23 protein-coding genes are annotated in these 24,076 nt (G+C 64.7%); 11 read left to right on the forward strand and 12 right to left on the reverse strand.

Going from position 1 to position 24,076, the window contains the following annotated elements:
* Window positions 1-132 precede the first annotated feature (132 nt).
* From KTC28_RS20250 to KTC28_RS20260, 3 genes are all read left to right on the forward strand, one after another.
* Window positions 133-783, forward strand: coding sequence for a BON domain-containing protein (locus KTC28_RS20250; protein ID WP_216710883.1), 651 nt, complete (start codon window positions 133-135; stop codon window positions 781-783).
* A gap of 32 nt (window positions 784-815) precedes the next feature.
* Window positions 816-1,658 carry a universal stress protein gene (locus KTC28_RS20255; protein WP_216710882.1) on the forward strand — a complete coding sequence of 281 codons (843 nt, stop codon included), beginning with the start codon at window positions 816-818 and terminating at the stop codon, window positions 1,656-1,658.
* A 487-nt stretch (window positions 1,659-2,145) separates the two neighbouring features.
* Window positions 2,146-3,099, forward strand: coding sequence for a L,D-transpeptidase (locus KTC28_RS20260; RefSeq protein ID WP_216710881.1), 954 nt, complete (start codon window positions 2,146-2,148; stop codon window positions 3,097-3,099).
* Window positions 3,100-3,115: 16 nt separating this feature from the next.
* Here KTC28_RS20260 and KTC28_RS20265 read toward each other — a convergent pair whose 3' ends face one another.
* Window positions 3,116-3,721 carry a murein L,D-transpeptidase catalytic domain-containing protein gene (locus KTC28_RS20265; RefSeq protein ID WP_216710880.1) on the reverse strand — a complete coding sequence of 202 codons (606 nt, stop codon included), beginning with the start codon at window positions 3,719-3,721 and terminating at the stop codon, window positions 3,116-3,118.
* 65 nt (window positions 3,722-3,786) lie between these two features.
* On the reverse strand, window positions 3,787-4,146 hold the full coding sequence (locus KTC28_RS20270; RefSeq protein ID WP_216710879.1) for a PRC-barrel domain-containing protein: 360 nt from the start codon (window positions 4,144-4,146) through the stop codon (window positions 3,787-3,789).
* Between the two features lie 212 nt (window positions 4,147-4,358).
* Between KTC28_RS20270 and KTC28_RS20275 the strand changes: the two genes are divergently transcribed.
* The 3 genes from KTC28_RS20275 (at window position 4,359) to KTC28_RS20285 (ending at window position 10,708) form a co-directional block, all read left to right on the forward strand.
* On the forward strand, window positions 4,359-8,702 hold the full coding sequence (locus KTC28_RS20275; RefSeq protein ID WP_216710878.1) for a CheR family methyltransferase: 4,344 nt from the start codon (window positions 4,359-4,361) through the stop codon (window positions 8,700-8,702).
* 64 nt (window positions 8,703-8,766) lie between these two features.
* Window positions 8,767-10,377, forward strand: coding sequence for an oleate hydratase (locus tag KTC28_RS20280; protein ID WP_216710877.1), 1,611 nt, complete (start codon window positions 8,767-8,769; stop codon window positions 10,375-10,377).
* A 94-nt stretch (window positions 10,378-10,471) separates the two neighbouring features.
* Window positions 10,472-10,708 carry an SHOCT domain-containing protein gene (locus KTC28_RS20285; protein WP_226895894.1) on the forward strand — a complete coding sequence of 79 codons (237 nt, stop codon included), beginning with the start codon at window positions 10,472-10,474 and terminating at the stop codon, window positions 10,706-10,708.
* 38 nt (window positions 10,709-10,746) lie between these two features.
* Here KTC28_RS20285 and KTC28_RS20290 read toward each other — a convergent pair whose 3' ends face one another.
* The 10 genes from KTC28_RS20290 to atpD are packed head-to-tail and all read right to left on the reverse strand — an operon-like array spanning window position 10,747 to window position 17,472.
* Window positions 10,747-11,337, reverse strand: a complete 591-nt coding sequence (locus KTC28_RS20290; RefSeq protein ID WP_369426600.1) for a F0F1 ATP synthase subunit gamma — start codon at window positions 11,335-11,337, stop codon at window positions 10,747-10,749.
* A 48-nt stretch (window positions 11,338-11,385) separates the two neighbouring features.
* The gene (locus KTC28_RS23360; protein WP_216710876.1) at window positions 11,386-11,637 is read right to left on the reverse strand and encodes a F0F1 ATP synthase subunit gamma; all 252 of its coding nucleotides are present in this window, start codon (window positions 11,635-11,637) and stop codon (window positions 11,386-11,388) included.
* A complete protein-coding gene (locus KTC28_RS20295) occupies window positions 11,634-13,223 on the reverse strand; it encodes an alternate F1F0 ATPase, F1 subunit alpha (RefSeq protein ID WP_216710875.1) in 1,590 nt (529 codons plus the stop codon). The genes KTC28_RS23360 and KTC28_RS20295 overlap by 4 nt, the downstream gene beginning before the upstream one ends.
* On the reverse strand, window positions 13,220-14,011 hold the full coding sequence (locus KTC28_RS20300; RefSeq protein WP_216710874.1) for a F0F1 ATP synthase subunit delta: 792 nt from the start codon (window positions 14,009-14,011) through the stop codon (window positions 13,220-13,222). Before KTC28_RS20300 ends, KTC28_RS20295 begins: the two co-directional genes overlap by 4 nt.
* A complete protein-coding gene (locus KTC28_RS20305; protein ID WP_216710873.1) occupies window positions 14,012-14,302 on the reverse strand; it encodes a F0F1 ATP synthase subunit C in 291 nt (96 codons plus the stop codon).
* 22 nt (window positions 14,303-14,324) lie between these two features.
* Window positions 14,325-15,023 carry a F0F1 ATP synthase subunit A gene (locus KTC28_RS20310; RefSeq protein ID WP_216710872.1) on the reverse strand — a complete coding sequence of 233 codons (699 nt, stop codon included), beginning with the start codon at window positions 15,021-15,023 and terminating at the stop codon, window positions 14,325-14,327.
* Entirely contained in the window at window positions 15,013-15,333 is a 321-nt protein-coding gene (locus KTC28_RS20315; RefSeq protein WP_216710871.1) for an ATP synthase subunit I, read from the reverse strand. Before KTC28_RS20315 ends, KTC28_RS20310 begins: the two co-directional genes overlap by 11 nt.
* Window positions 15,317-15,643, reverse strand: coding sequence for an AtpZ/AtpI family protein (locus KTC28_RS20320; protein ID WP_216710870.1), 327 nt, complete (start codon window positions 15,641-15,643; stop codon window positions 15,317-15,319). Before KTC28_RS20320 ends, KTC28_RS20315 begins: the two co-directional genes overlap by 17 nt.
* The gene (locus KTC28_RS20325; RefSeq protein WP_216710869.1) at window positions 15,636-16,025 is read right to left on the reverse strand and encodes a F0F1 ATP synthase subunit epsilon; all 390 of its coding nucleotides are present in this window, start codon (window positions 16,023-16,025) and stop codon (window positions 15,636-15,638) included. The genes KTC28_RS20320 and KTC28_RS20325 overlap by 8 nt, the downstream gene beginning before the upstream one ends.
* A complete protein-coding gene (gene atpD / locus KTC28_RS20330) occupies window positions 16,015-17,472 on the reverse strand; it encodes a F0F1 ATP synthase subunit beta (RefSeq protein ID WP_216710868.1) in 1,458 nt (485 codons plus the stop codon). The genes KTC28_RS20325 and atpD overlap by 11 nt, the downstream gene beginning before the upstream one ends.
* A gap of 254 nt (window positions 17,473-17,726) precedes the next feature.
* Between atpD and KTC28_RS20335 the strand changes: the two genes are divergently transcribed.
* The 5 genes from KTC28_RS20335 to KTC28_RS20355 all read left to right on the forward strand — a co-directional run bounded on the left by KTC28_RS20335 (window position 17,727) and on the right by KTC28_RS20355 (window position 24,069).
* Complete coding sequence (locus KTC28_RS20335) at window positions 17,727-18,494, forward strand: PRC-barrel domain-containing protein (protein ID WP_216710867.1); 768 nt, start codon at window positions 17,727-17,729, stop codon at window positions 18,492-18,494.
* 4 nt (window positions 18,495-18,498) lie between these two features.
* Complete coding sequence (tkt, locus tag KTC28_RS20340) at window positions 18,499-20,577, forward strand: transketolase (RefSeq protein ID WP_219774224.1); 2,079 nt, start codon at window positions 18,499-18,501, stop codon at window positions 20,575-20,577.
* Window positions 20,578-20,660: 83 nt separating this feature from the next.
* The gene (gene zwf / locus KTC28_RS20345; protein ID WP_255602626.1) at window positions 20,661-22,124 is read left to right on the forward strand and encodes a glucose-6-phosphate dehydrogenase; all 1,464 of its coding nucleotides are present in this window, start codon (window positions 20,661-20,663) and stop codon (window positions 22,122-22,124) included.
* Window positions 22,121-22,876 carry a ribulose-phosphate 3-epimerase gene (gene rpe, locus KTC28_RS20350; protein ID WP_216710864.1) on the forward strand — a complete coding sequence of 252 codons (756 nt, stop codon included), beginning with the start codon at window positions 22,121-22,123 and terminating at the stop codon, window positions 22,874-22,876. The genes zwf and rpe overlap by 4 nt, the downstream gene beginning before the upstream one ends.
* On the forward strand, window positions 22,873-24,069 hold the full coding sequence (locus KTC28_RS20355; RefSeq protein WP_216710863.1) for an acetate/propionate family kinase: 1,197 nt from the start codon (window positions 22,873-22,875) through the stop codon (window positions 24,067-24,069). Before rpe ends, KTC28_RS20355 begins: the two co-directional genes overlap by 4 nt.
* Window positions 24,070-24,076 lie beyond the last annotated feature (7 nt).

The raw sequence follows: 24,076 nt of genomic DNA on the forward strand, positions 1-24,076 counted from the left end.
CTCCTCACTCGCTCGAACACGCCTAGGTAATTTCCGACGCTGCCGCGCACCCATCCCACCGCATAAATCCAGAACAACGATCGGCGCTGCCGCCCGCGCTCGGACGCATCGAATGATCGACTGGAGGACGCTATGCTGACCGACAAGCAATTGCAGAACAATGTGCTGGCCGAACTCGACTGGGCACCCGACGTTGCTGCCGCGCACCTTGGAGTCAGCGCGCGCGACGGGATCGTTACGCTGAGCGGACAGGTCGGCAGCTACGCCGAAAAGCACGCCGCGGAAACCGCCGTGCGCCACGTCCACGGCGTCAAGGGCGTCGCCGAGGCAATCGAAGTGCTGTTACCCTTCGACCGCCAGCGGACCGACGCGGAGATTGCGGCTGCCGTCATCGACCGCCTCGCCTGGGACGTGTCGGTCCCGCACGATGCGCTGACTGTGGTCGTCGAACACGGCCAGGTGACGATCGGTGGTGACGTCGAGTGGCATTACGAGCGCGACGCCGCCGAGCAGGATATCCGACGCCTGATGGGCGTGACCGGCGTCGTCAATCGGATCGAAGTCAGGCCAACCACGACTGCCGAGCAAATCGGCGACGACATCACCCACGCGTTGCACCGCTCGTACTTCTTCGATCCCAAGACGATCGCGGTGACCGCGGTCGACGGCCGCGTCGAGCTGACTGGTTCCGTCAAGTCGTGGAACGACTGGGAGACCGCTGCCGCGACCGCCTGGGGAGCGCCGGGCGTCCGCGCGGTCGACAACCGTATCACGATCATCTGAGCTCGCAGGCGAACCAACCGATCGGACCGGATATGAGTTATGGGACGCTTCTCGTGCATCTCCAGATCGGTTGCCTGAATTCGGGGCTGCTGAATATCGCTCGCGACTTGGCGCCACGGTACGACTCAAGGGTAATCGGCATCGCCGCTGGCCGGCCCTTGGACTTCGGTGCGACCGACGGATTTGCGGGCGGCATGGTCTATATTTCGGGCGAAGCCATCCAGCAGGATCGCGACGAGTTCGATCGCGAGATCGCGGCCGCCGAAGCAGAATTTCACGCCGCTCTGAGCGGACGGGTCAGTGCCATCGAATGGCGTTCCTCGGTGACCTACGAGGCGCTCAGCGATTGCCTCGTTCGACAGGCCCGGAGCGCCGACCTGATCGTGAGCAACATGTCGTCGCGCGGTATCGACCCGTCGCGTCGGGTCGATACGGGCGACTTCGTGATGCGCGCCGGACGTCCGGTACTGATTGTGCCCCGGACGTTGACATCGCTCGACCTCGACCATGTTCTTGTCGCCTGGAAGGACACGCGCGAGGCTCGGCGCGCGGTGGCGGACGCACTGCCCCTGCTGAAACAGGCGGCCCGCGTTACCGTTCACGAAATTGCTGCCGAGGTCGATCTTGCTTCGGCCCGCACGCACGTCGATGATGTCAGCGCATGGCTTGCCCGGCATGGGATCGTTGCGGAAACGAGTGTCTCGACGTGTCGCCACGGCGATGCTGCTCACCTAGATGCGATCGCTATTGAGCTGAGCGCAGGCGTCATCGTCGCGGGGGTCTACGGCCACAACCGGATGCGCGAATGGGTATTTGGCGGCGTGACCCGCGACCTGCTGCTGGTCGAGAACCGCTGCGCCCTGGTCTCACACTGACCAAGTGAAAGGCGCCGAGTAGCGCAATTCAGAAGACTGACGCGCTGGACGGCGAGCTCTCGGCAAGACCGGAGAGATCAACGCTCGGAGGTATTTAAACTACGACGGCCGTGTCCCGAATAAAATGACGTGGGCTGTGAGTAGTATCCGAACCACGACAGCCTGGGCCAGGCGACCTAATGTTTAGGAGAGCGAAGGGGATTAGTGCCATGTTTCGAGACGATACTGACGAGATCTATCTTCGCGGTCGTGTCCGCGAATCCCGCGAAATGGCAAAGAATGCGACAGACCCGCGCGCCGCGCTGGCACACGAACAGATGCACCGTGGCTACGTCGCCCGCCTCGCCGCATTGGAACGTCGTTCCGGACCGGTCTGAGTGACGGGTTTCCAGGTAGAACCGGATCGCGTTGATCCGGCAGTTTCTGCGTCAACAGGATCGGCGCACAGCCGTCGGTACCCACGTACGCCGACACTACGGAGTGACCGATGACCGCATATATCAGATGCGCCGTGGCGCTCACGCTGGGCTTGGCGGTCGCCGCCGCGGCCCCTTCGCCGCCGCCCGCGACGAACATGGCCGAGCCGCTTAAGGCGGGACAGTTTTCATGGGCGCCGCAACTCGCACCGGAGGGGCCGGTGACGATCATTGTCAGCCTCAAGGCGCAACGTGCGTATACCTACAGAAACGGCGTACCGATTGCGGTCTCGACGGTATCGACCGGCAAGCCCGGCCATGCCACGCCGACGGGGGTGTTCACGATCCTGCAGAAGGATCTCGCTCATAAATCGAACCTCTACCACGACGCGCCGATGCCGTTCATGCAACGCTTGACCTGGCAGGGCATCGCCTTACACGGCGGGCATCTGCCGGGCTTTCCGGCGTCGCACGGCTGCATCCGCCTGCCACCGAAATTCGCCGAACTGCTATTCGGGATCACGAAACTAGGGCTGACGGTGGTCATCACCGACGATTCCGATGCGCCCCAGGCTGTCTCGCTGCCGATCGTGCTCGCGGGTCCCAAAGGCGTCGAGCGGTCCCCGGCTCGCTATAGCTGGGAACCCGAAAAATCACCGTCGGGTCCGGTGTCGATCGTGATCAGTGGCCGCGACCGGCGGATCGTCGTGCTGCGAAACGGCATCCAGATCGGTACGAGCACAGTCGCGATCGATGGGCCGGTCGAAACGACGATGGCGTTCATGCTCGGGTCGGTCGTCGGTCAAGACTATAACTGGCTGCGGCTGCCGATCCCCGGCACGGGCATCGCGAGCGGTACGGACATGACCGCAGCAGAGCGCGCCCGCGTGCATCTCCCGGAGGGGTTTCGCACCGCGCTCGACAGCGTGCTGCAAGCGGGCACAACGCTGCTGGTGACGCGCGACACGCTGCGAGCATCGGGGCTGGGTACGCGCCTGACTGTCATCTCAACAGATGAAGAGTGATGATCGACCGGTCGAGTCAGGTCGACTTGTCGGCAAAAAGCAGGCGACCGGGCCCCAGCCGTTCGAGAACCTGCTCCAGATCCGTAGGGGCGACAGCGAAGCATCCCTCACTTCGACCGAGCTTGCCGGTCGCGCGAGCAATCTCAGGCGACACATACCAGGCGGCATGGACCACGATGGCGCGGGCGGCGGCATTGCTGTTATTTGCATCGAGACCGTCGAGACGCATCGAGCGCCCGTGCGTGCCGACATAATAGCCGCCCGTTACGTAGGCCCCGCCCGACGACGCATAAGAACCAGGTTCGTTCGACAGGCGACTAACCCAGCCGGTGTGCAGCGGATCAGAGCCTCGCCCGTGCGCGACGAGGAAATGCTCAGACCGTCCGTTCGCCAGATCGACGATCGACAGGCGCGGGACGTTCGATGCGCTCGAGAAGTCGACAATTCCGATCCGGTCGCGATATGTCAGGTGTTGCGCATGCCGATCAACGGCGTCGCGGGCCTTGTCGAGCAAGCTTGCGGCGTCCGGTATTCCGGCATCTGCTGTTACCGGCAGAGCCGCGACAAACGCAATCGCCGCGCTACCAAAGCCGAGCAGCCGACGCCGAGATAATTTTCTCATGGTCCAGATATAGGCCTCCGCGCGTCATCAGCAACGTGCGGCTGGTGTTACGGCGGTCGTTCGCGTCAGTATTCATATGTGAAACGCGGTAACTTTCCCAGTGCGGCTCGTGTCGCGCCATGCAGAACCAAGCCCTTGGGCGATCTGTCGAGCGCGGTCGCTGGCAGCACCACGAGGCGAGGTGCAACTCTGGGAAAGATACCGACCGCCAACACGACATACGGCACCTTGCCAGATAATGTAACGATGAGGTCGTCGACCCGACCGACGGTCTCGCCAGCGTCGTCGATGACCTCACTACCGACCACACGCGTGATGCGATACCCTTGTGCAAGCGTTTTAGGATCGACGACGACAAGAGGGGGCTTTTGCGGGAAAGCTGCGCTAGCAACCTCGACGGCAATTAAGACACCAGCGGCTGTCACTAAAATCGAGCGCTTTTGCTATCCCGGAGGGGACTTCCCGACGCGCTTTTCGCCCGTCTCATGCGACCTCGCCAGTATCGGAAAATACGCAGCCGAACTCAAGACGCGGCAATTTAAAGCGATGATTGTTTGACAGTGTACCGTGGATAGCGGTTAGCTATACGTCCGCCCGTCGACGAGACGCCCTGCGGATATTGAAAGCGATCATTTCAATGAGCCGTTCGCAGAGTGCCGCGGCCGATACTGCAGCCAGCTCCCTAGCCAGCCTGCTGATCGTCGCGGTCGGTGCATCGGCGGGCGGGCTCGACGCGTGCACGCGGCTGGTCGAGGCGGTCCCCGACGGCACCGGAATGGCTTTCGTCGTCGTCCAGCACCTCGAACCCACCCATAAGAGTATGATGGTTGACCTGCTCGGGTCGCATACCGCAATGACGGTCGTCGAGGCGGTCGATGGGATGCGGGTCGAGCGGGACCATATCTATCTCATTCCGCCAGGAACCTACCTCGCGGTAATCCGCGGTCGACTGAAGTTATCGCCACCGACGGTCCGGCACGGCGCGCGGATGCCGTTCGACTTTCTTCTCAACGCTCTCGCCGCCGACCCCAGTTCACGCTGCGCTGCTATCATTCTGTCAGGCACAGGTAGCGACGGGAGCCTGGGATTGCAGGCGATCAGGGCCTCGGGCGGCCTCATCATTGCCCAGGACCCCGGGGAGGCTGCCTATGACGGCATGCCTCAAAGCGCTATCGATACTGGCGACGTCGATCGGGTGCTCAGGGTCGCCGATATGCCAGCAGCGCTGGCGCAGTTTCAGGCGGCTATGCCGAATACCCGCAGCGCGGAACCGGCAGACAATCTCGCGGCGATCATCTCGCTGTTGCGCAGCGGCACCGCTCACGATTTCACCCAATACAAGCCGGGCACGATTGCGCGTCGTATCGATCGGCGGATGGCGATGCTGGGAATGCCATCCGGCGACAGGTCTGCGTATCTCGACGTTCTGAGCAGGGAAGCGGGCGAACTTGACCAGCTCGGCAAGGACTTGCTGATCAACGTTACCTCCTTCTTCCGAGATACCAAGGTATTCGAGACGCTCGCCAAGACCGTCGTACCGGCGCTCGTCCGCGACCAGCGCCCCGGCCAGCCATTACGCATCTGGATTGCCGGCTGTAGTAGTGGCGAAGAGGCCTACTCGATTGCGATCCTGTTCCATGAGGAGATCGCGCGCTCGAAGCGAAGTCTCAAGCTGCAGATCTTCGCATCCGACCTCGACGAGGATGCCGTCGCCACCGCGCGCGATGGCCGCTATCCGGCGGCAATCTCGTCTACCGTATCGTCTGCGCGCCTAGCCCGATTTTTCGTCAAGGGCGACGATGATTGCTACACTGTCACACCCGCTTTGCGCAGCGATGTCGTGTTCACCGTGCAGAATGTTTTGGCCGATCCGCCATTCTCCCGGCTCGACATGATTTCATGTCGCAACCTGCTGATCTATCTCGACCCGGAGGCCCAGCAAAAAGTCGTCGCGCTGTTCGCTTTCGCGCTTCGTGACAATGGCGTCCTTGTCCTCGGCAACGCCGAGACGACCGGCAGCACGGAAACGTTGTTCACCGTAACGTCGAAGAGCGACCGGATTTACGAACGCCTGCAGCGCGCCGGTCCGAGGAACGAGCCGACCGGCGCGCGGGCTGCGCCATTACCTATAATCGCCGATCGCTCGGCACTGACGCGATCGCGGCACAATATACTTGCCGACCTCTGTCGGCGACTCGTCCTCGAGGCGCACGCTCCCGCGGCTGTGCTCGTCAACCGGCGGTTTGAATGCCTCTATTCGCTCGGTCCGACCGAGCGTTACCTGCGCGTTCCTCCGGGACATCCAACACAAGACATTCTCGCCATGGCCCCCCATGGGCTGCGGGCCCGCCTGCGCGCCGCGATCGATCAGGTCGGACGAGATGTGCAGCGCCACGTCGTCACCGGCTGCCGGACGACGTACGACGGCCATCCGCTGCATTATAGCCTCGACCTTCGTTCGGTGATGTGCGGTAGTGAGGAGCTTATCCTGATCGCGTTCATTGACGTGTCCGCCGAACGCGCCTTCGACATGCCCGACAAGCCGCCACGGTTGATCGGCGCCGACCAGCTCGACAGCGAACTCGCGACGGTCCGCAGCGAACTCGAGGCGATGACGCGCAGCTTCGAAATCGCGGAGGAGGAGCGAAAAGCGACGAGCGAAGAAGCATCATCGGTCAACGAGGAGTTTCAATCGACTAACGAGGAGCTTCTGACATCGAAGGAGGAGCTCCAGTCGCTGAACGAGGAACTGACCGCACTCAACGCTCAGCTCCAAGAAACGCTCGATCGACAGCGTACGACGGCAGACGACCTCCAGAACATCTTATACAGCACCGACGTCGCGACCCTGTTTCTCGACCATGACCTCAACATCCGTTTTTTCACGCCCGCCACCAAGGCATTGTTCAATGTCATCCCTGGTGATGTCGGCAGGCCGTTGGCCGATCTGCGCTCGCTTGCCGCCGACCCGCACTTGCCCGCGGATGCACGCGCAGTGCTCAAAACCGGCGAGGCGGTCGACCGCGAAGTCGCCGACTCGACCCGGTTGTGGTGCCGAACGATCCAGCCCTACCGCGTGCAGGGCGGTGGCGTTGAAGGTGTCGTAATCACCTTCGCCGACATCACCGATCGCATCCATGTCGCTGAAGCGCTCGAAGCCGCCAAGCATCAGGCGGAGCTCGCCAACCGCGCCAAGTCGAGCTTTCTCGCCGCGGCAAGCCACGACCTGCGTCAGCCGCTGCAGACACTGAAACTGCTCGAAGGTCTTCTCGAAAAATCTGTCGAGGGCGAAAAGCCGAAGGATCTCGTTGAGCGCTTCGGTCAGACCCTCGCGACGATGGCGCAGATGCTCGACCGGCTGCTCGATATTAATCAGATCGAGGCGGGTACCGTCACCGCCAGATTCGAGCGTTTCCCAGTCATGCGCGTGCTCGACACACTGCGCGACGAGTTCGGCCTTCATGCGCAGGCGAAGGATCTCGAGTTGCGGGTGGTGCCGTGTAGCCTCGAAATCGACAGCGACCCGCGCCTGCTTGAACAGATGCTGCGCAATCTCCTCAACAATGCGCTCAAGTACACCAGCAGCGGCAAAATCCTGATTGGTTGCCGGCGCCACGCAGACCGTCTGAGCATCCAGATCTGCGATACCGGCATAGGGATTGCAGCCGACGATCTTGACACGATCTTCGAGGAATATCGTCAACTGGCGAGCGGCTTCTACAGCCGCGATCACGGCTTGGGCCTCGGCCTGTCGATTGTCCAGCGCCTCGGCAGACTGCTCGGCCATTCGGTCAAAGTGGCTTCGCAAATCGGCAGCGGTTCGACATTCTCGATCGATATTGCATGCACCTCACTAGAGGTTATCCGGCCCGCAGAACCAATCGAGCCAAGCGCGCCGCGCGGCGGGGAAACCACCATCGGAACGATCTTCGTGATCGAAGACGATGATAGTGTCCGCGAGACCAACGAGCTTGTCCTGCAGGACGCCGGCTACGCCACCGTCGCGGCCGCCGACGGTGCAGAGATCCTTCGACTTGCGCTGAAATCAGTGGTGCCCAGCCTCATCTTGACCGATTTCAATCTGCCGAACGACATGGACGGGCTTGCCGTCGCCGCGGCACTGCGTAAGCGCTTTGCTCGATCGATCCCGACGATCGTCTTGACCGGCGATATCTCGACGGCGTCATTGCGTGCAATTGCCGAGCAGGACTGCGTCCACCTGAGCAAGCCGGTCAAGCTGAAGGAGCTGCTCGCCGCCATCGCCAGCGCCTTGACGCCCGCGGCGGCGGCCATTGCACGGCCGGCGTTCGACCTGACCAACGCCCCGGTCATTTTCGTCGTCGACGACGACGATCAGATCCGCACCCTCCTGCGCGTCATGCTCGAAGACGAGGGTCTGGCGGTCGAGGACTTTGCCAGCGCCGAGGATTTCATCGCTGCCTACCGCCCAGGTCGCGAGGACTGCCTGCTGGTCGATGCCTATCTGCCCGGGATGAACGGGCTCGACCTGTTGCGAACATTGGGAAATGCCGGGCATCGCATCCCGTCGATCATGATCACCGGAAGCGGAGATGTGACGATGGCGGTGCAGGCGATGAAAGCCGGTGCACTCGACTTCATCGAGAAACCGGTCGGCACGGCCGAACTGCTTGTTGGAGTCGCGCGCGCGCTGGAACAGTCACGCGATGCCGGCAAATTGTTTGCATGGCGGAGGTCGGCGGCCGATCACGTCGGCTTGCTGACCTCCCGCCAGCATCAGATCATGGATCTGGTGCTGGCGGGTCATCCCAGCAAGAACATCGCTGCCGACCTCGAGATCAGCCAGCGCACGGTGGAAAACCATCGTGCCGCGATCATGAAGAAGACGGGGTCGAAGTCGGTGCCCGAACTCGCCCGGCTGGCGCTCTCCGCGGCGTCGGTCGGTTCTGGCGGCGTACTCATCGCGAGTTCCATGAAGGTGCCGGCGGTGCCGGCTGAGTAGATTCCGAATCGCGCGGCGGTGACCGGGTAGGTCTAACCCTCTTCCGGCAAGAGGAACGCGCAATATGGTCAGTCACGTCACCGGAATCGTACCCCCTGCAAGCCACTCCAAGGCGTATCTGGTAGGCGGCGGGATCGCATCGATGGCGGCGGCGGCATTTCTTATACGCGACGGCGACATGCCCGGGCATGCGATTACTATCTTCGAGGAGTCTGACCGGATCGGCGGCGCGCTTGACGGCGCAGGCTCGCCCGACACGGGCTATTCGCTGCGCGGCGGGCGGATGCTCGAGAGCAAATATCTGTGCACCTGGGAGTTGTTCGCGTCGATCCCGACGCTCGACAGCAGCCAGACCGTGACGCAGGAGACGTTCGCTTGGAACGAGACGCTGAAGACGTCGTCGAAATCGCGCCTCGTTCGCGACGGCCAGCGCCAGACCGCGCCGGCATTCGGGCTCAGCGAACGCCACATCCTGACGATCGAGCGGCTTGCGCTCGAACCCGAAACGATTATCGGCCACACCAGCATTGCCGATCAATTCGATCCGACGTTCTTCGAGACCGACTTCTGGTTCATGTGGTGCACGACGTTCGCGTTCCAGCCGTGGCACAGCGCAGTCGAGTTCAAGCGCTACCTCGTCCGCTTCGCTCACATGGTCGGCGGCTTCGACCGCCTGCTCGGGATCATGCGGACGGTTTATAACCAATACGACTCATTCGTTCGACCGCTGCGCAAATGGCTGCTCGACCGCGGCGTGACGTTCCAGTTCGAGACGACGGTCACGGATATCAATTTGGTCGAGCCGAACGGCATCAAGTCCGTCACTGGCATCTCGTGTCGGCATGATGGGCGCGACCAGACCATCGCTATTGAACCCGACGACTTCGTCATCGTCACGCTCGGCTCGATGACCGAGGCGTCGAGCCTCGGCAGCATGGACGCCGCGCCGCTGCTGCTCGGCAAGGATGACGGCGGTGCGTGGGCGCTGTGGGAAAAGCTCGCGCTCGGACGCCCCGAGTTCGGCCGTCCCGCGGCATTTGCCGACCACATCGGCGAGTCGAAGTGGCTGTCGTTCACGACGACCCTGTCCGACCCGACCTTCCTGCGACTGCTCGGCGATCTGACCGGCAACGTCCCGGGCGAGGGCGGGCTGATCACCTTTCCCGACTCGAACTGGCTGGCGTCGATCGTCGTGCCGTATCAGCCGCATTTTATCGGCCAGCCCGCCGATGTGGCGGTGTTCTGGGGCTATGGACTATCGGTCGACAAGCCGGGCAACTTCGTTGCGAAGCCGATGTCCGCGTGCACCGGCCGCGAGATCATGACCGAGATCCTTGGGCACCTCCGCTTCGCCGACGACGCCGAGGCGATCATCGACCATGCAATCTGCATACCGTGCATGATGCCGTTCATCACCAGCCAGTTCCTTACTCGCGAGCACGGCGACCGGCCGCAGGTAATCCCCGCCAACACGAAGAATCTCGCTTTCGTGGGTCAGTTTTGCGAACTGCCCGACGATGTCGTTTTCACGGTCGAGTATTCGATCCGCTCGGCCCAGGTCGCGGCCTACGCGCTGCTCGGCATCAAGCGTGAACCGCCCGCAGTCTACAAAGGAGCGTTCGACCCGCGCGTGCTCTACAAGGCGTTCCGCGCGCTGCACGACATCCACGGCTGACGATGCCCGCTGACGCGGGATGCGGCGTGGGTAGTTTCCGATGCTTTGCCGGCACGGCCAAGTGTCCGAAAATCACCCCGCTCGAGATAAGGAAATGATCGCCATGCACGATGCAAACAATTGGGTCTTCGGCTGGGGCTGGGTCCTGTGGCTCGCGTTCATCTTCCTGCTGTTCTCTGGCGCCGGCAACTGGGGCTACACCTATCGCGCCCATCGAAAATACGATCGCTGGACGCCGCGTACCGCTCGCGAAATTCTCGACGAACGCTATGCGCGGGGCGAACTAACGCGCGAACAATTCGGTCAGCTAAAGGCCGATATTGCGGCATAGGCCCAGCGGCCGGGATCACGTAGCGGACAGGTACCGGCTCAGGGGGTTCGAGCCGCATCGGCTCGAAGGGCCTCGTAGCCGGCAACAACGTCGAACAATTCCTCGTCGATGCCAGCCTGGCGCAGGCGGTGATATTCGCCGCCGAGCGTGTCGCGCAAGTCGTCGATGTTCTTTTCGGCGCGCTGCATCGCGGCCAGGCGACTAGTGTTCTCACTTGCCAGCGATTCAGCGCAGGCACGGAACAGCGAGACGAATAGATATTCCCGGATGAAGGCGGCGAGGGTCCCAGCGTTGGTGGCCAGCACCTCAGGTAGCCCCGAGGTTGGCCATGCCACTGCGGCCGTGCGCGAGCGCCATGCGTTGTCTAGAGGCAGAAGCTGGATGCTGACCGGGCGAAAGGTCGCCGACGGCGCGATCTGGTTATAGACGAGGTGGAGCTCGATGAGCCGGTCCGCGTCCAGAAGCGCTTGGTCGGCGATGAGTAATTGGCCGACAAAGGTCGTGATCGCATCTACCGACGCCGGAACGTCGAACGAATGCTCGATCACCCGGCCGGTATCGCTCATCAATTCGTGCACGCGCTGGCCGACGGTCCAGATCGCGACGGCGCCGGACTGGCCGGCGGCCAAGGCCGTGGCGCGATCGGTGACGATATCGTTGAAACGGCCGACCAGCCCCTAGTCGGAACCGAAGACGACGATCCTGACCGCACGCTGCCGTTGGTCCGGGGTGGGCGCTACGACGCTCCGCGCGCGAATGCAGACGCCGAGACCCAGCGATACCGTTCGCTGATATTCGGCCAGCGCCGTGACCGAACGTTCGAACTGTTCGATGCTCGCGGCCGCCTGCGCCTTCATGGCGCGCACCACCGATTGCAGGTCGCCCGCGCTGGCGATCTTGCGCCGCAAACCGGCGATCGTCGCGCTCATTGTGCAGGCGCCGGGTTTGCGGCCGGGTCTGCCTCGCCTGCCGGCTTTGCCGCGCCCGCTGGCGGCACGAACTCAGCGAGCGCGGTCTGCAGCATTGCCATGACCGCGGCCCGGTCCGCATCGGCGAGTTTGCCGGTTCCGGAAAGCCGGTCGAGCAGCCCGGTTGGCAAGGCGTCAACCGCCGCGCCGATTGCCGCCTGCGCCTCGTCCATGCGAGGCAGTGGCACCGGATCGAACAGTCTGGCCCCAAGCGCCAGAAGGATAGCGATCTGCTGCTGGACGGCGAGCGGTGCCATCTCGTTTTGCTTCAGGGCCGCGCGGATACGGCGGCCGTGGGCCAGCGTCTTCGCCGTTGCGGCGTCTAGGCGCGCACCGAATCGCGCGAATGTCTCCAGTTCCTCGAACTGGGCGTAGGCGAGCTTGATGTCGCTGGCGACGCCGCGCAGGATGGCGTGCTGCGCATTGCCGCCGACGCGTGAAACGGACTTGCCAACATCGACCGCCGGCAGCACGCCAAGCTCGAACAGCGACGGCGATAGATAGATCTGGCCATCGGTAATCGAGATCAGGTTGGTCGGGATATAGGCGGCAATATCCTCAGCTTCGGTCTCGATGATCGGCAAAGCGGTCAGCGAGCCGGCGCCGAGCGCCTTGTTCAGATGCGTCGACCGCTCGAGCATCCGCGAATGGATGTAGAAGATATCGCCCGGGAATGCCTCGCGGCCTGGCGGGCGGCGCAGCAGCAGCGAAATTTCGCGGTAGGCGCGGGCGTGCTGGGTCAGGTCGTCATAGACGATCAGCACGTCGCGGCCCTTCGCCATGAACGCTTCGGCGATGCTGGTCGCGGCATAGGGCGCGATATAGAGCAGGCCCGGCGGCTGGTTGCCCTCGGCGACGACGACGACGGTGTAGGCCATCGCATCGTGTTCCCGCAGCGAGGCGATGACCTGCGCGACCGCTGACGCCCGCTGGCCGATGGCGCAATAGATGCAGACGACATCCTTGCCGCGCTGGTTTAGGATCGTGTCGAGCGCGATCGCGGTCTTGCCCGTCCGCCGATCGCCGAGGATGAGTTCGCGCTGGCCGCGGCCGATCGGCACCATCGCGTCGATCACCTTGAGCCCGGTCTGCAGCGGCACCGTGACCGCCGCGCGGTCCATGATCGCGGTGGCCGGCCGCTCGATCGGCAAGCGGTCGTGCGCCGCGATCGCGCCGTTGCCGTCGAGCGGCCGGCCAAGCGGATCGAGCACCCGACCGAGAAGCGCATCGCCGACGATGACATCCATGACCCGCCCGGTGCGCAGCACCTCGTCCCCAGCCCGCAAATGGTCGTGATTGCCGAGCAGCACGACGCCGATCTCGTCGGCGTCGATATTGAAGGCGATGCCGAAGATGCCGCCGGGGAAGCGCAGCAGCTCCTCCGACCCGGTGCCCGGCAGGCCCGATACCTTGGCGATGCCGACCGAGACATCGGTGATCGCGCCGATCTCCTGCGGCACCAGCGCGACGGCGAACGCGGCCTGCCCCGCCTCGATCGCCGCGAAAGCGTCGTCGAACGCGCGATGCAGCGGCTCGGCGCGCTTCACTTCGCCGACTTCGCTGGCTTCGTCGCGGGCGTCGCTTCGAGCTGGGTATCGATGCCGGCCTGCATCGCCTGCAGATAGTCGGCGATACTCCAGCTCAGCTTCTGCCCCGAAACGACGAGTTCGAAACCGCCCAGCAACGCCGGTGAAGTCTCGAAATCGATGGCGACGTCGCTGCCGAGCAGGTGCCCGACCGCCGTGCCGATGGCGGTACGCTGGTCCGCGGGGAGATCAAAGGCGGTACGCACCATGGCCTTAGCGGCATGCGACGAGGCCAGCGCCACCTTCATCTGCGTCACGGCGGTGGCCTCCATCGACTCCAGCCGGCGGAGGAACAGCTTGCCGATGCTGGCCTCGAGGCTCGCATCGGCAAGATCGGCCAGCATCTTCCGGGTGATCGCGAAGACACCGTCGCTGGTGCGGCGGCGGATCGACGCGACGAGTTCGACATCCTCCGCTTTCAGTGCATCGCGGCGTCGCGCGGCCGCAGCGTCCGCGGCCGCGCGCGCCGCTTCGACGAGCTTCTTGCCCTCGGCATCCGCCGCCGCCTGCGCCTTCGTGAGCAGGTCGGCGCGATCGGCGTCGAAGTCGGCGTTCTTCTTCCCGAACGCGAGCTTTTCCGTATGCGCTTCGGCCTTCTGCCGCTTGGCATCGGCAAGCTGCCCGTCGATGCGCTTCTCGCGGGCGTCGATGGCATCGAGAACGGGGCGGTAGAGGAACTGCTTCAGCAATCCCATCAGGATGAGGAAATTGAGCGCCTGCGCGCCAACCGTGAACCAGTCGATCAGCATCTATTTGCCGGCGTGCGCGGCGACCGCCGTGACGGCCGCGTTCCAGAACGGGTTGGCGAAGATCAGGATCATCGAGACGACGAAGCAATAGATCGCCGTCGACTCGATCATCGCCAAGCCGACGAACAGAGTTCGGGTGATGGTGGCCGACGCATCGGGCTGCTGCGCCAGCGAAGTCATCGCGGCGGCGACCGCCCGGCCCTCGGCAAAGGCGGGTCCCATCGTGCCGAAGCCGGTGGTGAGACCGGCCATGACGATCGAGACCACGGCGATGATGACGCTGGCGTCCATGGGTGTTCCTTGTATCGGGAGATCAGGCGGGCACTGGCGGGGTGCGGGGTGCGGGGCGCGGCTGGCGCGCGGCGGCGGCGATGTAGACGGTGGCCAGAATGGCGAAGATGTAGGCTTGGACCATGCCGATCAGCAGGCCGAGCGCGGTCATCACGACCGGAAAGAGCAATGGCGTGATGCTAACCAGGATGCCAACGATCATCGCGCCGCTCATCATGTTGCCGAACAGGCGCACCGCGAGCGCCAGTGTCCGCGACGCCTCGCTGATGATGTTGAACGGCAGCATGATCACCGTCGGCTGGACATAGGAGGCGAGGTAGCCGCCGACGCCGCGCGCTGCGATGCCGAACACCGGCACCGCGACGAACACGCAAAGCGCCAGCGCGACCGTGGTCGACAGTGATCCGGTCGGTGGTTCGAACCCCGGGATGATGCTCGACAGGCTGGAGGCGCCGATGAACAGGAACAGCGTGCCGACGAAGGGAACATAGCGGCGCGGGTTGTCGAGGCCGATCTCGCCGATCTGGCCTTCGATCGCGGTCACGACGATCTCGAGCAGGTTCTGCCAGCGCGAGCGGCGGCTGCCGGTCGCCAGCCGCCGCGTGGCAAGCGCCGAGCCCGCCACCAGCACGACCATCAGCACCCAGGTGAACACGATCGTCGCATTCAGGCTGACGACACCGCGGTGCCAGAAGACCAGTTGATCGGGGCTAAGGCGCATGGTGGCCCATTCCGGGTGCCAACGTTCCCGCGACCGGCACCGGCAGCAACCGCGCGATAACAAGGCGCGCCGCGACGAACCCCGCCAAGACGACGAGCCAGCGCTGCCATTGGTCACCGGCGGCGACGAGGAAGCCCGCGAGCACGAGGGCGATCCGGACAATGAAGCTGGCGATCAGCCACGCTGCAGGAAGGCGCGCCGCCAGCACATGGCGGACCGTCCACCACAGGCCACCGAAGAACAGCGCTCCGAGCGCGACGCCGGCGGCCAGCGCCGGGGCGAGCGCGATGACGTCAGACGGAGTCGTCATCGTCAGCCTCCAGCTTGGCCTGTTGGGCCGCGACCCAGTGCCAGGCATTCCACGCGCCGATCGCCAGGCCTGCGACAAGCAACGCCAGCGTCCACGAGCGGCCACACGGATGGTGATGATCGAGCCAGCTGCCGAGCGCTGCCCCGAGCAGGGTCGGAATTGCCACCGACCAGCCGACGAGGCCCATCATGCCGAGGCCGAACCACACGCCGTGCCCGGCATTGCGCCGCGCCCGCGCACGGCGAACCGCCTGCGCGCCGACCGAAGCGGCAAACCCCGGGGCCCCGCGTGATCTTTTCGGCTCAGGCATTTTCGAGCGCCGCGAAACGCTTGATGAAGCCGCTCTCGAGCTGTGCCGAGACGCGGCGCTGGGCCTGCTGGAGATCACTCAGCGTCAGGAACTCGGCGGCGATGTTGTGCTGCAGCTGTTCAATGTCGCTCCCGGCGATGGCGCGGCGCACCGAAACGAGGACGTCGTCGCCGGCCTTCACCAGCACGCCCTCGTCGAGCGCCAACGTCACCTCGTCGACACCCTCGGCTTGGTAGACGAACAACCCCGGTACGATCGCCGCGACGCAGTCCGCGCGGCGCGACAACAGCCCGAAACTGCCGCCCGGCGTCATGAAGACGATCCTTGCGATCCTCGCTTCGTCGGCAAAGACCCGGTCCGGGAGAAGGATCTTAAGCTGCAAGGGGCTGGGCCTCGGATTGCGGCGCGTCGGTGTCGGCCTTTGCCTTGGCCTCGTCGACCGCGCCGATCATGTAGAGCGCGGCTTCGGGCACGTCCTCGAACTCGTCGGCAAGGATGCGTTCGCAGCCATCGAGAGCATCGGCGCGCGATACCTGCTTTCCCGCCTTGCCGGTGAATTGCTCGGTGGTGTAGAACGGCTGGGTCAGGAAGCGCTCCAGCCGGCGCGCCCGGCCGACGGTCTTGCGGTCATCCGGCGACAATTGCTCGAGGCCAAGCATGGCGATGATGTCCTGCAAGCCGGCATATTGCGCGAGGGTCTTCCGGATTTCCTGCGCCAGCCGGTAGTGGCGCTCGCCAACTACCGCCGGCGTCGCCATCTTGGAATTGGACTGCAACGGATCAATCGCCGGATACAGGCCCTCGGCGGCGCGCTTGCGCGAAAGGACGAGCGAGGCCGACAGATGCGAGAAGGTGTGGACCGCAGCCGGATCGGTAAAGTCGTCGGCTGGCACATAGACCGCCTGGATCGAGGTAATCGCGCCCCGGTCGGTGCTGGAGATACGCTCCTCGACCTCGGAAAGCTCGGTACCCATGGTCGGCTGATAGCCGAGCCGCGACGGCATCCGCCCCATCAGGCCCGAAACTTCCGCGCCCGCCTGGATAAAGCGGAAAATATTGTCGATCAGCAGCAGCACGTCGCGGTGCTGGTCGTCGCGAAAATACTCGGCCATCGTCAGTGCCGCATATCCGATGCGGAAGCGCGCGCCGGGCGGCTCGTTCATCTGGCCGAACAGCATGACCATGCCGGGCAGCACGCCCGCCTTGTCCATCGCATGGTAGAGTTCCTCGCCCTCGCGGCAGCGCTCCCCGATCCCGCAGAAGATGCTGACGCCGTTGTCGTGGCCGATCATGTTGTGGATGATCTCGGTCAGCAGCACCGTCTTGCCGACACCCGCACCGCCGAACAGCCCCGCCTTGCCACCGCGTTCGAGAGGCGCCAGCACGTCGATCGCCTTGATGCCGGTTTCGAAGATTTCCGACTTCGTCGACCGTTGGACGAGGGGCGGCGGGGCGCGATGTATCGATCGCCAGTCGACGCCCGCCAGCGCGGGCTTGCGGTCGATGGCGTTGCCGAACACGTCGAACATTCGCGACAGCACCGCCATGCCGACGGGCGCCTTGAGCGGGCCGCCGGTGTCGGTGACCGGCATGCCGCGGGCAAGGCCCTGCGTGGGTGCCAGGGCGATGCCGCGGACATGGTGTTCGTCCGGGTGCGACAGCACTTCGAGCGCTATGTCCAGATCGGCGCCAGCGCGCAGCAGCGAATAGATCGGCGGCAGGCGGCCCGGAAAGCGGACGTCGACGACGCTGCCGCGAATCGCCGTGACGATGCCCTCGCCGCGCGACGGTGACGGTTGCTGAGCCGGGGGGGCGACCGCCGCTGTCATCGCGAAAGCGCATCGCGCGTCGGTCTCGTGTAGGGCTGAGAGGCGAACGGCATCAGGACGATGTATTGCGCCCGTCGATGAACGAGCAGCCTCGGAAACTACGCATGGATCGGGGTCGATGGCCGGCGTCGGGGCGTTGTCCGCCCCGACGCGGCGCGATGCGACGACTGCCCCGTAGGTAGTTTCCGGCCCTCAGAGCCGGCGGTCGCGGCGGCTAATACAGCGACTTGTATTGGTGCTGCAGGGACGAACCGATGATCCTCCATGCCTCGAAGATCGAAGGCTTCGCACTGGAAGCGAGCGATGGCCCCATCGGCTCCGTCGTCGATTTGCTGTTCGACGACGTAACGTGGCGGATTCGTTGGCTGGTGATCGATACCGGCGGCTGGCTGGGCGATCGCAAGATATTGCTTCCGCCGTCGGCGCTGGGTCATGTCAACCATATTGGCCACCAATATTCGGTGCTGCTGACAAAGCAGCAGATCAAGGACAGCCCGTCGGTCAATACCGACGAGCCGGTATCCAGACAGATGGAGACCGGACTCTATGATTATCTCGGTTGGGCGCCTTATTGGTCGACCGGCTTCTACATGGGCGGCTACGGCTATACCGGCGGCATGATGGAGCCGCCAGGGCCCGGTTTCGCAGAGGCGCAGGCCAAGACGGATCACGCGGCCACGGGCGACGCACATCTGCGTAGCGTTCGTGAAGTCACCGGTTACCTGCTGGAGGCCACCAACGGCGAGATTGGCCATGTCGCCGATTTTCTGGTGGAGGACGCCGACTGGAGCATCCACTATCTCGTCGCCGACACACGCAACTGGTGGCCCGGCAAGCATGTTCTGGTTTCGCCACGGTCGATCACATCGATCGACTGGTCGCCGCGGCTGGTCCACGTCGATATCAGCCGCGAGACGCTGAAGGGTAGCCCGGCCTACGATGGCTCGCAGGCTGTGGATCGCGCTTATGAATATGCCTTCCACGGCTATTATGACGGCAAGCGCGTCGTCGAACCGGCCTGACACCATGCTGGCAACCGCGCTCGAGCCGCATCCCCCTGCGGCGGGACCCGAACCCCGCGACGACATCGACGCGCTCTGCATCGACACGATCAGGACACTGTCGATGGACGCCGTTCAAAAGGCTGATTCGGGTCATCCTGGTACCCCGATGGCGCTGGCACCGGTCATCCATACGCTATGGCAGGACGTCCTGCGCTATGATCCGGCCGACAGCCACTGGCCGAACCGTGACCGTTTCGTTCTGTCAAACGGCCACGCCTCGATCATGCTATACTCGATCCTGTTTCTCTGTGGCGTCCACAGTCCGCAGCAGGATGCGCTGACTCTCGACGACATCATGGCGTTCCGCAGCCTTGGCAGCCGGTGCCCCGGCCATCCCGAGCACGGACTGACGCCGGGTGTGGAAACCACCACCGGGCCGCTCGGTCAAGGCTGCGGCAACAGCGTCGGTATGGCGATCGCCGGACGTTGGCTCGGCGCACGCTTCAATCGCCCCGGCTTCGTGATGTTCGATCACGACGTCTTCGCATTTTGCGGCGACGGCGACCTGATGGAGGGGGTGAGCAGCGAGGCTGCTGCGCTTGCCGGCCACCTGATGCTCGGCAACCTCTGCTGGATCTACGACCGCAACCGCGTCACGATCGAAGGCCATACCGACCTTGCCTTCACCGAGGACGTCTCGGCGCGGTTCCTCGCCTATGGCTGGAACGTCGAGCAGGTCGGCGACGCCAATGATACCGCGCGCCTGGCCGCTGCCTTCGCCGGCTTCCGCGCCCGCTCCGACGTGCCGACGTTGATCATCGTCGACAGCCACATCGGCTACGGTGCGCCGCACAAGCAGGATACGAGCGCTGCGCACGGCGACCCGCTCGGGCCCGAGGAGATCCGGCTCGCCAAGCGGCGTTATGGTTGGCCGGAAGAAGTCGCCTTCCGCGTGCCGGGGGGAGTCGAGGCGCACTACAGCGCGGGCATCGGCGCGCGGGGCGGCACCCTCCACGCAGCGTGGCGCGATTTGCGTGAAGCCTATGGGGTCGCTCATCCGAAAGACGCGGCAGTGCTCGACCAAATCCTTGCAGGTCGTCCTCCCGCTCGCGTGACCGACAACCTCCCGGTCTTCCCGGCGGATGGAAAGGGGCTCGCCACGCGGGAAGCGTCTGCAACTATCCTCGACGCGGTAGCGCAGCGCTATCCAGCGCTGCTTGGCGGTGCCGCCGACCTCGCGCCGTCGACCAAGACCCGGCTGAACTTTGTCGGGGCCGGCGATCTGGAAGCGCCGAACCCGGGTGGGCGCAACCTTCATTTCGGCATCCGCGAGCATGCGATGGGTGCCATCGTCAATGGCCTCGCCCTCTCGGGTTTGCGCTCCTACGGCGCGACCTATCTGGTCTTTTCAGACTATATGAAGCCGGCCATCCGACTCGCTGCGCTGATGGCGCTACCGGTCATCCACGTCCTGACGCACGATTCGATCGGCGTCGGGCAGGACGGCCCGACGCACCAGCCGGTCGAACAGCTCGCGGCGCTGCGCAGCATGCCCGGCCTGCTGACCTTCCGCCCCGCCGACGCCAACGAGGTCGTCGCGTGCTGGCAGGTCATCGTCCAACTGCGTCAGCCTGCCTGCCTGGTGCTCACCCGCCAGGCGGTGCCGACGCTTGATCGCAGTCGCTACTCTGCGGCGGCGGGTGTCGCGCGCGGGGCTTACGTGCTGGCCGGCGACGCTGACGCCACCCCGGCGCTGATCCTGATCTCGACCGGCAGCGAGGTTGCGCTGTGCATCGCGGCGTTCGAAACGCTGAGCGCCGAAGGCATTGCGGTGCGGGTCGTCAGCATGCCGTGCTGGGCGCTGTTCGAGGCGCAGGACCGATACTATAGGGACGCCGTCCTACCACCGGGTGTCACCGCGCGAGTCGCGGTCGAGGCAGCTTCGCCTCTGGGCTGGGACCGCTACGCCGGTCCGGCCGGCACGGTCATCGCCATGCGCAGTTTCGGCGCATCGGCCCCAATCGGCGACCTGATGGAGAAGTTCGGGTTTACGGCGGCGGATGTGCTGTCGGCGGCCCGCGCACAGCTGGCCACCGGATGACACCGACAGATCGGTCGAATCCCGCACCGCGCGCCGTCGTCGGCGACCCCTGTACAATCGTCATCTTCGGGGCCGGCGGCGACATGACCAAGCGCCTCATGATTCCGGCGCTCTACAATCTTGCGCGGACAGGGGTGTTGCCAGAGGATTTCGCCATCATCGGCGTCGACCTCGCGCCGAACACGGCGAGCGGCTGGAAAGGCAGCTTGCACGCCATGCTGTCCACCTTCGTTGGCGACGAGCACGCCGAGTTCCGGATCGACGAGATCGACGAGGCGGTATGGCAGCGCCTTGCCGAAAGAATGACGTACCTCCAGGGCGATATCACCAAACCCGAACTCTACGCCGACATCGCCAAGGCGCTCGACACCCTCGGGGAGCAGTTCTCGACCCAGGACAACGCGATCTTTTACCTCGCAGTCGCCGGCAGCTACTTCGCCACCGTCGTTGCGCAGCTCGCGGCCGCCAATCTGACCGCGGATGCCGGCACCGGCCATTGGCGGCGCGTTGTCGTCGAGAAGCCGTTCGGCCACAGCCTGGCGTCTGCGCAGGCGCTCAACCGCGACATTCTCTGCAGCCTGCGCGAGGACCAGATTTTCCGTATCGACCATTTCCTCGGCAAGGACACGGTGCAGAGCATCATGGCGCTGCGCTTCGCCAACGGGCTGTTCGAGCCGATCTGGAACCGCGACCGCATCGACCATGTCCAGATTACCGTCGCCGAGACGGTGGGCGTCGAGACTCGCGGCAGGTTCTACGAGGCCACTGGCGCGCTGCGGGACATGGTGCCGAACCACGTCTTCACGCTGCTGGCGATGGTCACGATGGAGCCCCCAACCGGGTTTGACGCGGCTTCGATCCGTTCGCGCAAGGCCGATGTCTTCGCGGCGATGGCGACGGCCCGGCCGGATCAGTCGGTACGGGGTCAATACGCCGCCGGCACAGTGCGCGGGCGTCCTGTCGCCGCCTATCGCCAGGACGCCGACGTCGCCGCCGGCTCGACTGTCGAAACCTATCTCGCGATGGAGCTGGCGATCGACAACTGGCGCTGGGCCGGGGTGCCATTCTACTTCCGCACCGGCAAGCATCTGGCGGCGCGCAGCACGGAAATCGCCATCCGCTTCAAGCAGGCGCCATTCGCCGCGTTCCGCGATACGCCAGTCGGTAGCCTGCGGCCGAACTGGCTGGTGCTGAGCATCGCTCCTGACGAGGGCATTTCGCTGCAGTTCGAGGTCAAGCGCCCCGGTCCGGTCGTCGACCTCGCGGCGGTGCGGATGGACTTCCATTATGCCGACTGGTTCCCGAAGGAGCCGAACGTCGGCTACGAAACGCTGATCCGCGACGTGATGATTGGCGATCAAACGCTGTTCATGCGCGCCGACATGGTCGAGCAGGGCTGGCGCATCGTCGAGCCGGTGCTCGATGCCTGGGCTGCCGATCCCGGCGGCCCGGCGCGGTACGAATCGGGCAGCGACGGGCCGGCGGCAGCCGACGCTTTGCTGGCGCGCGACGGACGCGAATGGCGCGCGATCGGCACTTCGAAATGAGGCGCACACCGTCTTCCGACGTCGTCGGCCTCTCACCGCCGCTAATCGTCGCCGCCTCGATCCTCGCGGCCGATTTCGGACACCTTGCCGATGAAGTGCGCGCGGTCGATGCTGCCGGCGCCGACTGGATTCATGTCGACGTGATGGACGGCCGCTTCGTGCCCTCGATCACGATTGGGCCGCAGGTCGTCGCCGCCGTCCGCGCGTGCACGGCAAAGCCGCTCAACGTCCATCTGATGATTGTCGAGCCCGACCGGCAGATCGCCGCCTTTGCAGCAGCGGGCGCCGACCACATCCTCGTCCATGCCGAAGCGACCGCGACGGTTCATCTCCACCGCGTTCTCGGCGAAATCCGGGCGCTCGGTTGCAAGGCCGGCGTCGTGCTCGATCCCGGCACCCCGGTCGCGATGATCGAATATGTCCTTCGGCTCTGTGACATCGTGATGGTGATGACGGTCAACCCCGGGGCCAGTGGCCAGTCCTTCCTGCCCGACATGCTGCCCAAGATCCGTCACCTGCGCGCGCTGTGCGACGCCCATGGGTTCTCCCCGGTCATCGAGGTCGATGGCGGCCTCGACGGCGATACAACCGGCCTTGCCGTCACCGCCGGCGCCAATGCCATCGCCGCGGGCAGCGCCATCTTCCAATCGCCCAACTATGCCGCAGCGATTGCCGACCTGCGGCGATCGCCACGCTCGGCAACGCCCGGCCCCGCGCGTGGCCTGCTGCAGGCAATGCCGCTCACGTCGTGAGCACGGACGACATCATCCTGACGCTGAACGGCGGATCGTCGAGCATAAAGTTCGCGCTGTTCCCAGCGCAAGGTTCGCTGGTTCGTTTCCTTTCGGGTGCCGTCGACGGGATCGGCTCGGCAAATCCGCTCCTGCATATGAAGACGACCGGCAGCGCCGCGACCGCGATGAAGGCGGCGGCGGCAGACCACCGGGCGGCAGGTGACTTGGTGCTCGCTACGGCTGAACGGGAGGTCGCTGGCCAGCGAGTGCTCGCCGTCGGACACCGCATCGTCCACGGCGGTCCCGACTTCGTCCGCCCGCAGAGGGTCGGCACGACCGAGATTGATGCCTTGCGTCGCCTCGTCCCGCTCGACCCCGAGCATCTGCCAATCGAGCTCGCTTTGGTCATGGCAGCGATGCGCTGCTTTCCATCCGCTATCCAGGTCGCCTGCTTCGATACCGCCTTTCACCACGCCATGCCGCGCGTCGCAAAGCTGCTGCCGATGCCGCTTCGCTACGCAGCCAAGGGCGTTATCCGCTACGGATTCCACGGCCAGTCCTACGCCTATGTGATGGGCGAAATCGAACGCCTCTGCGGCGTGGCCGCAGCGCACGGACGGATCGTCATTGCGCATCTCGGCAGTGGTGCCAGCCTGGCAGCCGTGCATGGTGGTTGGCCGATCGACACTAGCATGGGCTTCACCCCGGCATCGGGCGTGCCGATGGGTACGCGCTGCGGCGATATCGATCCGGGCCTCGCGCCCTATCTGGCGCGCACCGAGGCGATGGACATCGCCACATTCGACCAGATGGCCAATTTCGAGTCCGGCCTGCTCGGCCTGTCGGAGACCAGCGCCGACATGCGCGACCTGCTCGCCTGCGAAGCGAGCGATCCGCGCGCCGCCGATGCCGTCGCCCTGTTCTGCTATGCGGTCAAGCAGCGCATTGGCGCCTTCGCCGCAAGCCTTGGCGGTATCGATATGCTGGTATTCACCGGCGGAGTCGGGGCGAACGCACCGGTCATCCGCGCTAGGATATGCAACGGGCTGGGCTTTCTTGGCGTTGTCGTCGATCCCGACCGCAACGATGCAGGCGCCGCCATCGCCTCGCCCGACGCCGGCCAAGTCATGATCCGCGTCATGCCGACCGACGAGGAGGTCATGATCGCAGGTTCGACCCGTGATCTGGCTGTTGCCGGGCATACCCGCTGATGCGGCG

Source organism: Polymorphobacter megasporae, from assembly GCF_018982885.2.
GTDB lineage: Bacteria > Pseudomonadota > Alphaproteobacteria > Sphingomonadales > Sphingomonadaceae > Polymorphobacter_B > Polymorphobacter_B megasporae.

Coding starts and splice junctions, on each gene's coding strand:
- KTC28_RS20260 (WP_216710881.1), top strand. CDS start 2,146: ATGACCGCATATATCAGATGCGCCGTGGCGCTCACGCTGGGCTTGGCG.
- KTC28_RS20310 (WP_216710872.1), bottom strand. CDS start 15,023: ATGCGCCTTAGCCCCGATCAACTGGTCTTCTGGCACCGCGGTGTCGTC.
- KTC28_RS20280 (WP_216710877.1), top strand. CDS start 8,767: ATGGTCAGTCACGTCACCGGAATCGTACCCCCTGCAAGCCACTCCAAG.
- KTC28_RS20275 (WP_216710878.1), top strand. CDS start 4,359: ATGAGCCGTTCGCAGAGTGCCGCGGCCGATACTGCAGCCAGCTCCCTA.
- KTC28_RS20315 (WP_216710871.1), bottom strand. CDS start 15,333: ATGACGACTCCGTCTGACGTCATCGCGCTCGCCCCGGCGCTGGCCGCC.
- atpD (WP_216710868.1), bottom strand. CDS start 17,472: ATGACAGCGGCGGTCGCCCCCCCGGCTCAGCAACCGTCACCGTCGCGC.
- tkt (WP_219774224.1), top strand. CDS start 18,499: ATGCTGGCAACCGCGCTCGAGCCGCATCCCCCTGCGGCGGGACCCGAA.
- KTC28_RS20305 (WP_216710873.1), bottom strand. CDS start 14,302: ATGGACGCCAGCGTCATCATCGCCGTGGTCTCGATCGTCATGGCCGGT.
- KTC28_RS20335 (WP_216710867.1), top strand. CDS start 17,727: ATGATCCTCCATGCCTCGAAGATCGAAGGCTTCGCACTGGAAGCGAGC.
- KTC28_RS20250 (WP_216710883.1), top strand. CDS start 133: ATGCTGACCGACAAGCAATTGCAGAACAATGTGCTGGCCGAACTCGAC.
- KTC28_RS20285 (WP_226895894.1), top strand. CDS start 10,472: ATGATCGCCATGCACGATGCAAACAATTGGGTCTTCGGCTGGGGCTGG.
- KTC28_RS23360 (WP_216710876.1), bottom strand. CDS start 11,637: ATGAGCGCGACGATCGCCGGTTTGCGGCGCAAGATCGCCAGCGCGGGC.
- KTC28_RS20255 (WP_216710882.1), top strand. CDS start 816: ATGAGTTATGGGACGCTTCTCGTGCATCTCCAGATCGGTTGCCTGAAT.
- rpe (WP_216710864.1), top strand. CDS start 22,121: ATGAGGCGCACACCGTCTTCCGACGTCGTCGGCCTCTCACCGCCGCTA.
- zwf (WP_255602626.1), top strand. CDS start 20,661: ATGACCAAGCGCCTCATGATTCCGGCGCTCTACAATCTTGCGCGGACA.
- KTC28_RS20300 (WP_216710874.1), bottom strand. CDS start 14,011: ATGCTGATCGACTGGTTCACGGTTGGCGCGCAGGCGCTCAATTTCCTC.
- KTC28_RS20265 (WP_216710880.1), bottom strand. CDS start 3,721: ATGAGAAAATTATCTCGGCGTCGGCTGCTCGGCTTTGGTAGCGCGGCG.
- KTC28_RS20320 (WP_216710870.1), bottom strand. CDS start 15,643: ATGCCTGAGCCGAAAAGATCACGCGGGGCCCCGGGGTTTGCCGCTTCG.